General features: G+C 39.5%; 9 protein-coding genes. 6 read left to right on the plus strand and 3 right to left on the minus strand.

Annotated features, from left to right (window positions below):
* Positions 1-54 precede the first annotated feature (54 nt).
* Both hisI and A9239_RS07545 read right to left on the minus strand, forming a co-directional pair.
* Positions 55-423 carry a phosphoribosyl-AMP cyclohydrolase gene (gene hisI / locus A9239_RS07540; RefSeq protein WP_048119415.1) on the minus strand — a complete coding sequence of 123 codons (369 nt, stop codon included), beginning with the start codon at positions 421-423 and terminating at the stop codon, positions 55-57.
* Positions 424-512: 89 nt separating this feature from the next.
* A complete protein-coding gene (locus tag A9239_RS07545; RefSeq protein ID WP_048119418.1) occupies positions 513-2492 on the minus strand; it encodes an amylo-alpha-1,6-glucosidase in 1980 nt (659 codons plus the stop codon).
* A gap of 188 nt (positions 2493-2680) precedes the next feature.
* On the opposite strand from A9239_RS07545, the gene A9239_RS07550 reads away from it, so the two are divergent.
* From A9239_RS07550 to A9239_RS07565, 5 genes are all read left to right on the plus strand, one after another.
* A complete protein-coding gene (locus A9239_RS07550) occupies positions 2681-3835 on the plus strand; it encodes a hypothetical protein (protein ID WP_048119421.1) in 1155 nt (384 codons plus the stop codon).
* Positions 3832-3960: a hypothetical protein gene (locus A9239_RS20305; RefSeq protein ID WP_255361921.1), complete on the plus strand. Its 129-nt coding sequence runs from the start codon at positions 3832-3834 to the stop codon at positions 3958-3960. The genes A9239_RS07550 and A9239_RS20305 overlap by 4 nt, the downstream gene beginning before the upstream one ends.
* Before the next feature lie 168 nt (positions 3961-4128).
* The gene (locus tag A9239_RS07555; RefSeq protein WP_048119424.1) at positions 4129-4449 is read left to right on the plus strand and encodes an iron-sulfur cluster assembly accessory protein; all 321 of its coding nucleotides are present in this window, start codon (positions 4129-4131) and stop codon (positions 4447-4449) included.
* A 72-nt stretch (positions 4450-4521) separates the two neighbouring features.
* Entirely contained in the window at positions 4522-4884 is a 363-nt protein-coding gene (locus tag A9239_RS07560) for a nascent polypeptide-associated complex protein (RefSeq protein WP_048119427.1), read from the plus strand.
* A 1900-nt stretch (positions 4885-6784) separates the two neighbouring features.
* Positions 6785-7948, plus strand: coding sequence for a cation diffusion facilitator family transporter (locus tag A9239_RS07565; protein ID WP_048119429.1), 1164 nt, complete (start codon positions 6785-6787; stop codon positions 7946-7948).
* A 526-nt stretch (positions 7949-8474) separates the two neighbouring features.
* Here A9239_RS07565 and A9239_RS07570 read toward each other — a convergent pair.
* Positions 8475-8876: a hypothetical protein gene (locus A9239_RS07570; RefSeq protein WP_048119432.1), complete on the minus strand. Its 402-nt coding sequence runs from the start codon at positions 8874-8876 to the stop codon at positions 8475-8477.
* 652 nt (positions 8877-9528) lie between these two features.
* Here A9239_RS07570 and A9239_RS07575 point away from each other — a divergent pair.
* A complete protein-coding gene (locus tag A9239_RS07575; protein ID WP_048119435.1) occupies positions 9529-11451 on the plus strand; it encodes a PINc/VapC family ATPase in 1923 nt (640 codons plus the stop codon).
* Positions 11452-11530: the final 79 nt, after the last annotated feature.

Below are 11530 nucleotides of genomic sequence, written 5' to 3' on the forward strand. Positions count from 1 at the left end.
ATAGACAATTACACTTACCGCATAATGAGGCAAAAGGATTCAGAGAGGAATAGTTCACGATTTATATACCTCATCAGGCTCAAAGACCTTTTCTCCCACAACCTCTCCTTCAAGGTTTCGATAAAAACAGGATCTGTATCCCATATGGCAGGCTCCACCAACCTGTTCCACGAGCAGGAGAAGAGAGTCCATATCACAGTCGACCCTTATTTCTTTCACTTTCTGTATATGCCCCGAAGTCTCTCCTTTTTTCCATAACTGCTGCCTGCTCCGACTCCAGAAGTGTGTAATTCCGGTCTCTACAGTCTTCTCAAGGGCTTCCCGATTCATATAGGCGCACATCAGCACCTCCCTGCTAAGCTGGTCCTGAACTACGGCAAGGATAAGACCCTTTTCGGATTTCAAAGCATCAAAATCAATCATGAGGGATAAATTACAAAACAAGTATAAAAAAGAGAGGGCCTTAACTTAAGGGAAGCACAATAGAGACGAAATTGAACATGGATCTTTTTTCAGGGTTTGATTCCGAGTACATCCTCAACGTACGCTCTGAGAATTTCCGCAACGCTCCAGGCCTGAGCAATGCAGCCTCCTGGAGTGTAAGGATAATCCCCATCAAATACTTCGGAAATTGTGCCTATGCCTGCAGTTTCAAGGTGCGTATCAAAACCCATCAGAAGAGCCCGCATATCCTCAAGACTCTCTTTAGAATAGTTGTGAACCTTCCGGTAAGCTTTCACATACGCGCCAAGGAGCCAGGGCCAGACTGTCCCGTTATGATAGGCGGCATCTCTGGCTGCCGCATCACCTTGATATCGTCCTTTATAAACAGGATGGTCACTTGAAAGAGTTCTAAGCCCAAAGGGGGTCAGGAGATCTTTTTCAACTCTGTCAACTATTGCTTTTTCTTTTTTTGGTGAAAGACTAGTATAAGGCAGGGCTACTGCGAAGATTTGATTGGGACGGATTGCAGGGTCTTTAACCTCATTTCCTGCTTTGTCCTTAGACACAAGGTCAAATAGGCAATTTGTCTCCGGATTCCAGAAAACACTCTCAAAATTTGAAGCCACTCCAGCTGCAAGAGTTTCATATGAAGAAATGTTTTTTCCTAACTGAGTGCCCAGATTGGAGGCTGTTTTAAGGGCATTATACCAAAGAGCATTAATTTCACAGGCTTTACCTGCTCTTGGGGTCACTGCTTTTTCCCCGATTTTAGCGTCCATCCAGGTTAACTGAGGACCCTGTCGGATAAGATAATCGGAGTCCATGCCGATCCCAAAGTCCGTACCTTTACGGTAATTCTCTATGATACTCTCCACTGTGTCCCAGACATCCGAGAGGAAAAGAAAGTCTTTCGTATATGCGAAATATCGGCCCACAGTGTGAATAAACCAGAGAGAAGCGTCCACAGTGTTATAAATTGGTTCTCCACCAAGTGCCAGGAAAGCGTTCGGGATCAGGCCTTTATTACAATTTTTAGAAAAGTTTTTGAGAATGAATTTTGCTTCCTCAAAACGACGGGGAATTAAAAGCAGGCCAGGCATAGAGATCATAGTGTCCCGCCCCCAGTCAGAAAACCAGTGATATCCTGCAATTACTGTACTTTCACCTGAAGAAGGATTCTTCACTATAAAAGGATCCGTTGCCCTGAGAAGCTTAAGAGCAAAGGGTTCGGTAAGTCTTGAATTGAAGGCGAGAAGATTTTGTCGGTAGGTTTCCCTTGTATAGAATTCCTCGACCTGTTCGAGCGTCAGAGAAGAAATATCTTCGGTTGAAGCGGCAATGAAAAAATGGGAGGTACCCAGTTTGAGTTTGCTTTCAAAGTAGCCCGGATTGAAATTATCTTCCTGGAAGTTGAGTCCCCTTTGCTTCTCAGTATCATACTCAAAATTATAGTACCATTTGGGATCGGAATGATACTGAAGATTGGATGAAAGCAAGAAAGTAAAACCATTGGAGCTTTCTAATTTTACTCCTGAAGGATTGGCTTTCTGAGTAAAGGAAAGTTCTCCTGAGCGAACAGTATGATGGAAATTTCTGGAATTTACCAGCGGAGAGATTCTTAGCAGAGCTCCTTCTCTCCTAGATCTGATGTCATAGAGAATGCAGGTTGTGTTGCTGTTGTGAATCATGAAGACCTTTTTCTTTATGGTAAAATCACCGGGCTGGTAAACCCAGAGAGGAAAAGGAACAAGGATGAATTTGGAGAGGTAACTGAAGCCTGAAGGAAAAACAGTATCAGGGTACTTATGGGTTGAAAGCCGATAAACTTCCTTGTTAATCGAAATTTCCTCATCAAGGGAAGAAAGCAATACAAATCTTCCTTGAGAATTTTCTGGAACTGCCACAAGCAATCCATGATAAGTCCTTGTGCCTGCTCCTATTACTGTAGATGAGGCATATCCCCCAAGTCCGTTTCCTACGATCCACTCTTTCTTTATTCCTTCCTCGTATGTGGAAAAGGAATCTACTCCAAACCTGATTCCACTCATAATATATCTGGTTAGGACTTGATTTCTTAAATATTTGTATCTCCGGAACTAAGAAGTGAGAAAATTTAAGAAAGTAAAAGAAGCAAAGAGAGTAAAAAACCAGTATATAATAAAAAGTAGTAAGTTAGAAAATTTTAGATGTGATCATAAACTATTTTAGCTGTGCAGGATATAAGAAAGTGAGAATCATGAAGCAAGACCTTTTAGAAATCCTTGTTGATATTTTCAAATCCTCTGGATACAATGCCACAATATCCAGCCAGTATGACATTTTTGTGGAGAAAAGCAGGCATAAAGCTTATGTCAAATGTGCCTTGCAGCCGGGTCGTGAGGAAATAAAAGCCTTTTCAGAAAAGATCGGGAACTGTACAGGAATCTATGTAATGACCCAGAAAGGGCCTGAAGAATTAATCGATTATGCAGCTGAATTTGGGATCCATGTTTGGAACAGGGATGAACTGGCTCTTCAAATTGGAAGATCGGTTCTTGTAAATATGGAACAGAAATCAAATATTTCGGATTCTGAACCGGAAAAGCAAACATCAAATGATACAGGAGACCAGTACGGACAAACAATTTTCGAATTACCTGCCGAAAACTGGAAATTAAAAAAAGACTACAGAGAGAAGTCTCACTTTAAAGAAGAACTCTTGCCTCTTCAGAATCAGCGATTAGAGGCCGAAAAAATTTCGTTTGGTACTCAATCTCTAACAAGGAGTATTGAGAATAAAAAAATATTAAGGAAGCCAGAACAGGTTGAAGTTCCGGAAACTGAAACGTACGAAATGCTGAATATACGGTCTGTAGAACCAAGGATTTCTAAAAATCAGGCTATTATTATTGCAAAACCCTATATATACAACCCTAAGGATGCAGTTTTAAAGTTTGTACCTTTCTGGAAATATATATATAATGTTGAAGCTGAAAAACGCTTCAGGTCAAAAGTCCTAACCATTGCCGGAAAAGGGAAGGGTTTTCTTAATGCTCTAAATAAGTCAAAGGAAGGGATGGAGGTAGAAGGACTTGGCATACCTACAAGGGTTCCTGCCGTGCAGTATGAGTTAAAAAGACCGATTGTGGATAAAAAACAGGCAGAAAAGATTCTTCTGGACTTTATTAAAGAGGAGAATACACGCGAAATACGTTTTAACAATACGGAAGGCCAGGCTGTTATATATGAACACAGGAGTATCGGCCCCAGGTCTGATGAAATACAGCTCGATATGGAGCTTGTGTATATCCCTGTCTGGGAAGTGAAGGGGAAACGTAACTCTCTGGAGATCAATGCTTATAATGCAAAGGTTCTTGAGGAGCCTGTTGATGAAGATGCCGAATTTCTGTGAATAGAGAACCTGAAAGAAGTATTGGAAGAAAAATATATAAAATAGAAGATATATTTTCATATACTGGCAGAATAGCAGGATTTCTTGAAAAAGAATCCAGACCCTATCCTCCCAGACTCCTGTGAAAAAGTCTTTTTCAGGAAAAAGCGCAATTTTACGATAAACATTATATTTGCCCGATGCAAGATTATATAATGTTTGGAAATTATCTTTGAGCTGTAACGGATGGCATCTTATAGGAAATAAAACCTACAAATATTTTATAAGTATAAAAATAAAAAAGAGGTGCGTAAATGATAGAAGTAACAGATAGAGCTGCTGCAGAATTGAAGACACTGATTGAACAGGAAGAGAAACCTGAGCTTGCTCTCAGAATTTTTGTTGCCGGGGTTGCCTGCAGTGGAATTCAGTATGGCTTAGCCTTTGATGATGAAACAAAGGAAGATGATGTGACTATGGAAAGTAACGGGATTAAACTCGTTATGGCAAAAGATATCGAGAGGAACTTCTCCGAGGGCAGTATTGACTTTATTGAGGACGAAAACGGGAAGGGATTCCTCATCCGCAATCCAAATGCCGGCGGTGGATGCGGCACCTGCGGCGGATGCCATTAAGTAAAAAGTAAAATCGCGCTGATATCGAACCCAAACCTGAAAAATAAACGAAAATAAAGGAGAAGCAAGCCTATGTTCCCAGGAATGGGAGGTATGGGAGGCCGGGGGATGAACCCGGCTAAAATGAAACAGATGATGAAACAGATGGGGATTGATGTTAAAGAGCTAAAGGATGTTCAGGAAGTAGTCATAAAGACTGCAGACTCTAATATCATTATAGAGAATGCAAATGTCACTATCATGAAAGTCCAGGGTTCGGAAACATACCAGATCGTAGGTGACGTAAAAGAAGTCCCGAAAGAACTGGAAATTCCCGCTGAAGACATAAAACTCGTAATGGAGCAGACTGGTGTTTCTGAAGATGAAGCCCGGAAAGCCCTGAAAGATTCAAACGGAGATCTGGCAGAAGCCATTGTGGCACTTTCTTCTGCCTGACTTATTTTTTTGTGGATTTTTAGAATTGGAATTAACTATTCCAGAATTTTTAAGCTTATTGCTGATTTTTTATAAATTTTTATGTATATATTGCTCACCAGAATTCCGTCACCCAAGTTCCGCTTCGGGATCACAGAAAATAGTAGATTCTGGGAGTTTCGATGTAATAGCAACAGCACCGTGCCCTTTTCGCTCACTTCCATGTTCGCTCAAGAGGGCTGAATTATGGGCTATAGAAATTGATTTTCAATTTGTTCATGGTCTATTTACCCAAATTTCGTTTTAGATCTCTCAGCAATAGTAGTCATAATTTTTTTAAAAAACTTGCCCACAAATATTTTCAAAAAAGGTTTGATGAAAAACGACGTGGTTAGCGTGATCAAACGGCAAAACAGTTTTGGAGGTTTGCTCGAGAGTTTTTACCCTCGAGCGACGTTTGGTAAGGTATTACATGGTTTTTTACGTGGTTTTTTACATGGTTTTTACATGGTTTTTTACATGATTTTTTACATGATTTATAGAGGTTTATCCATGACATGTTTTTGGAGGTTTGCTCGAGAGTATCTGCCCTCGAGCTATATTTGATAGATATTGAAAACCGGGTTGTGTTTTTTAAATTTTAAATTTTATTTTTAAGGCTGCCAATTCTCATTCTTCGTCAATTGCACTGACGTACCTAGGAAACAGGAGCATATAATTTTCCTGATAAGATTTCCCATCTTTATTAATATCAAGAGTCCATATTAGTTCTGGTGTTCTTGCTATTGATTTTGTTTGAATCGTCTAATTCCTCCGACCTCAGTTTCATTTTAGAATTTGATCTTTGTCAATTTTGGTGCACGTCTCCCGGGAGTGTTCATTCCCGGGACGAACACCAGCTTATTGCATGTCTGTTTGCTATAGAGGATTGAATTTCCCATCTATAACTAAACTCGAAAACTAAGTAAGGATATGGATTTGGGTAATGGATCTTAGCTTCAGAGATAATGTAAATATAAAAATAAGGGAATACGCATCAGATAGAATTTATTAGATAGAAATTATTAGATAGAAATTATTAGATAAAATTTATTAGATAGAATTTATTAGATAGAATTTATTAGATAGAAATTATTAGATAAAATTTATTAGATAGAATTCATTAGAAAACTGTCAGAGACCTGCTAAGTTTTGCCGATTTCGGCAGAAATGAACAAATATAAAGGTTCCTGTCTCAGGGAGGAGAAATCCGAATTTCGTGAAAACTGAGGTATGGACATAACTTGAGTTGTGTTCTCGGTTTTCCCTTCTATTTTTCATCTTATCAGGCATCTATTTTTCATATTTATTCATATATCGAGGTAAATTCATCTATTTTTATTTTCATTTCTTAGATTATTTTTCTAAATTCCTCATAGGTTTAGATCACATTGTAAGTGTTTGTAATAATAAGGTTTTAAAACTTATTAAAAAATTCTATTTTACTCTGACACTAAAAATGGAAGTATTTTATGAGTTTATCAATTCGTACGAAAAAACCATATCACAGTCGGTCATCAATCAAGAAAACTGTTTCAACCCTAACTTTTAGTAATAAATCTCCAATTTTTTGTTTTTTACAGAAAAATAAGGTATAAGTTGCTCTGGATGAAAAGTCCCTTTCTATGGCATTTATCCAGAAAAACGTATGAGGCCCTGCATAAAAAAATATTTTCTAAAGATAAATACCTATTTATAAAAGGGCCTCCAAGTTTGCTTGATGAGTTTTATCCCTTAAATCAAAATACGATCTTTGAACTTAGTCTCTAAATAGCCAATTGAGCTTCTTATCATGAAAGATCAAAACTGAAAATCTTTGATTGTCAGGAATTAAATGGGGTTTAGGGTAGACTCGAAATAGAATACTAATCAAGGTGTCAGTATGTCCGAAAGGAATTCCAATTCTTGTCCTCTAGAAAAGGAAGGCGGTTCTGAGCAGCCGCATGAGAATACTCAAAAAAATGGACTTTTCAATTTTCTCCGTCGTCTTCACGCTCATTATCATGGTCACTCCTGTACCCATTCACAGGCCCATTCTCATGAACACCCTCACGGGCACAGCCACACTCATGGGACTGTTGACCCTTCCATACTTGCTACTAACAAAGGGCTCTGGGCAGTAAAATGGTCATTTATCGGGTTGATGATCACAGCCGTTCTGCAGATTTTCATTGTTTTTATCTCGGGAAGTGTTTCCCTTCTTGCCGATACCATCCACAACTTCGGAGATGCTTCAACTGCAATTCCTCTTGCAATAGCTTTTTCCCTGGCCAGAAGAAAACCAAGCAAACGATTTTCCTACGGATATGGCAGGGTAGAGGACCTTGCAGGCATAATAGTTGTTCTCCTTATTTTTTTCAGTGCTGCTGTTGCGGGTTATGAGTCTGTGAACCGTTTTTTAAACCCTCAGCCAGTAGAACATTTGCAGGCTGTAGTTATTGCTGCAATTATAGGCTGTATCGGAAATGAGATTGTAGCCCAGTTCAGGATGAAAGTTGGAAAGGAAATAGGGAGTGCAGCCCTTATTGCAGATGGATACCATGCCCGAATAGATGGTATTACCAGCCTTGCAGTCCTTATCGGAGCCATCGGCATCTGGCTTGGATATCCTATCATTGACCCTCTCATTGGAATGTTAATCACAATCAGTATCCTCAAAATAGTCCTTGATTCGAGCAAGCTTGTGTTTACCCGCCTTCTTGACGGCGTTGAGCCTGAAATCATAGATAAAGTAAAAAACATTACTGAAAGTGTAGATGGGGTCTGTGAAGTCACGGACCTTAGAGTCCGCTGGATAGGACACCGGCTCCATGCAGAAATCAATGCTTCAGTTTCTCCTTCTCTTTCGGTTGGAGAAGGACATGAAATCGCCAACGCCATAAGAGAGAAACTTCTTGAAAACTTCTCTTATCTTTCCGGCACCACTATCCATGTGGACCCTCTCACAGCCTCAGGGGAGTGCTGCCACTACGGATCTGAGAATCCGGAAATACTGCCTGGTAAACAAAAGCAGGTTTTGAATACCTGTTCCAGTGAGGTCCTATGAAATTTTAGGTTTGGTTGACACTTTATTGTAAAAACATTATATTTTTAAGAGGCTGTCTTAATTTCAGCATAAGGTTCCGGTGAACTTGCCGGAACCTTCAGCTATTTTCAAGTAAAAAACGCAGTAATTTTTCCACAAAACAACCAAATACATTCTAACCTAATCGCAAAATACAGTAATTGTCAGGAAATTACCATATGAGCCTATTCCAGAATTCACAACTGCTTCTCCGAATATGGAATTAAGAATAATCAATGAATTTTTGATCATTTTTATATTTTTATGATAGGACTTAAGCGGTTAAATCGAAAAACAGCGGTATGGAACCTTAAATCATACAATCTACAATGCTTGTTACAGAACTGCTCGAACTTTATTTAGCTCGTTTACTGCTTAAGTCCTATCAAGAAAAACTCCAATAACTTTTAGAGTCTCATTGTTTCTGCAATCCGATGCGGAGTATACAAATGGGTCCTTATTAGTATAATATATCTACAGCTTAGTCCATGGTCAGACTTGTCAACAGTTAATAGTCCCAACAATCGTCCCAATCGTCTCCGAACAATCCGTTGTCACAATCGCCTCCAAAACATCCGTTGTCACAATCGCCTCCCCATTCGTTGTCACAATCGCCGCCCTTGAAACTTCCGAACCAGTTATTCTCTACGAAGTCTAAGAATTTGTTGCCCAGCTCTTCTTGAGCTACTTTTTTATCAACCACTTTTTCTTTAGCTGCCCTTTGAATCGGCTTTGCTATGTCTTTAACTTTTTCTTTAGTTACCTCTTCTTTAAGGTTGCTTTTACATTTGTTGTCGCTGACTTTTGAGGTACACGCACTTGCTGATGCAGCAGTTACAGCTACTACAAAAAAGACTGCAAACAAAATAAAGACTGCCTTCTTTATTTTGTTAAATTTTTGGTCTCTCATCTATATCATCTCCATCATTATGCTGGATTCGATACAATTTCACCTTGACTGGTTCTTCAATTCACTGTTTATAGGCAAATATACTTAATTTAAGAATCAATAATCCATATACGTTTCTGGAAGACTATCCAATTAGTAAACTATACTGCTTTATTATTTGCCGATAAAAGTGATTTTTTATTGTATCGCTAGTTAATTATTATCCAGTGGATATAATAATTAGAGAAATATAAATTAGAAACCAATATTAACGAAAATTTGATTTTTTTTATTCGAGATTGTATTAAATAAAAAAGATATTATTATAATTTATATATAAAACTTATTTATAAAATGATAATTTATCTTAAAGCTTATTTGTAACATAATAATTTGGCTTTTTGCAATAAATTTAGATATAAGCTCATTTTCTGGCTTATAGTTACTTTTAAAATCCGGTTTACTATTTTTTATGCGAGTTTCCTCTTAGCTTCGTAATATTTCCGTAGAATCATTTCATTATAAAAATATTCAATAATAATTTTTACAGTCAAAGGTAATGTATTTATATCCAGTTCCAATTACCCGTGTTGAGACATATAATTGTGTATATATATTATATTAGAGAATTAAAGAGTTATATTATATACTTCCCGGCTCTATATCCATTTATATGGCTGATGAGAAGCGGATATGGAGAATCGTTCCGGACACAAGCGTAATTATTGACGGGAGGCTTTCATCCCGCATTAGAAGCGGGGATTTCAGGGGTGCTGAAGTTATTATCCCCGAAGCTGTGGTCTCGGAACTTGAAGCCCAGGCAAATAAAGGCAGAGAAATAGGATTTAAAGGGCTTGAAGAACTTCTGGAACTCCGCAAGCTGGCAGAGAAGAATGAAATTCTCCTTCAGTTCAGCGGGGTTCAGCCCACTCTTGAGGAGATTAAGCTCTCTAAAGAAGGCAGGATAGATGCCCTTATCCGAAGTACGGCTATTGAAGTAGGAGGGCTGTTTTTAAGCGAAGACAGGGTACAGTCTCTTATAGCTAAAGCAAAAGGGCTTGATATCGAGTACATGCATCCTAAAGTCCTGGAACCATCCGAACTTTCGCCTCTTAAAGTAGAACATTTTTTTACTGACGATACGATGTCCGTTCATCTTAAAAATGAAGTATCTCCTATGGCCAAAAAGGGGCCTGTAGGGGATATACATTACGTAAAGATTCGAGATGAACCTGTTACTTCTGCGGAACTTTCCAGTATCTCGAGAGAACTTATTGAAAGGGCCAGGCTGGACCCCGAATCCTTTATCGAGATGTCTTCAAGTGGAGCTACGGTTCTGCAAATCCGGAATATGCGAATTGCAATTGCTCACCCACCTTTTTCCGATGATATGGAAATTACGGTTGTAAGGCCAACTGTGGTTGTGGATCTTGAACACTACAGGCTGAGCGATAAACTCAAAGAGCGGATTGTAAGTCAGCGTGGTATTCTTATTGCCGGCCCGCCCGGAGCCGGAAAGTCTACTTTTGCCGCTGGGGTTGCCCGATACCTTAATGACCGCGGGCAGGTAGTTAAAACTATGGAGTCACCAAGAGACCTCCAGGTGCCTCCTGAAATCACCCAGTACTCACCTTTGAACGGCAGGATGGAAAATACTGCAGACCTTTTGCTTCTGGTCAGGCCGGATTATACAATCTATGATGAGGTACGGAAAACCAGCGATTTCCTGATTTTTGCGGATATGCGGCTTGCGGGCGTGGGAATGATCGGGGTAGTACATGCAACCAGGGCAGTGGACGCAATTCAACGCCTGATCGGAAGGGTTGAACTGGGAGTAATTCCCCAGGTAGTGGATACCGTTATTTTCATTGATAAAGGAGAAGTGGCAAAGGTTCTGGTGCTTGAGTTTACCGTCAAGGTTCCTCATGGGATGACCGAGCAGGATCTTGCAAGACCGGTAATCGTCATTGCCGATTTTGAGACCCGAAAAATCGAATATGAAATCTATACCTATGGAGAACAGGTTGTTGTTATGCCAGTAGGACTTCCTACCGAGCTAAGGAAACCTGCCTGGAAACTTGCGGAAGAGGAAATAAGAAATGTTATTGGCAGGTATGCCTCCGGCCCGGTTGAAGTTGAAGTGACTTCAGACGACAGCGCAATCGTAAAGGTCCGGGAAGATGAAGTACGAAAAGTTATTGGCAAAGGTGGAAATGTCATTGACCGAATCGAAAATGTTCTTGGCCTGCATATTGATGTAAGAGAACTGGAGATCGGAGCCCCAGGAGCTACAAAAGGCCGGAAGTATGGAGCTGAAAGCAGAGCTCCCCGAGGGAAACGAAGGAAAAACAGCTTTGAGGAAGAGCCCAGTGTTTCTTCTGTTCATCCTTTCATAGAAAGAGATAAAAAGCACCTTATTCTTGGAGCACCGGAGCTTGCAGGAAAGGATGTGGAAATTTATCTTGAAGACCAGTATCTTTTCAGTGCAACTGTAAGCCGGCATGGAGATGTGAAACTCAGGGCGAACTCGGATCTCGCATCTGAGATTCTGGAAGCTCAGGATAAAGGAGAAACAATTGAGATCAGAATGATCTAAACTTCCTTTACTTTTTACTTTTATTTATTTTTACTTTTATTTGTTTTTACTTTGATTTGTTTTTACTTTGATTTATTTT

The sequence above is a fragment of the Methanosarcina sp. A14 genome, from assembly GCF_001729375.1.
Taxonomy (GTDB): domain Archaea; phylum Halobacteriota; class Methanosarcinia; order Methanosarcinales; family Methanosarcinaceae; genus Methanosarcina; species Methanosarcina barkeri.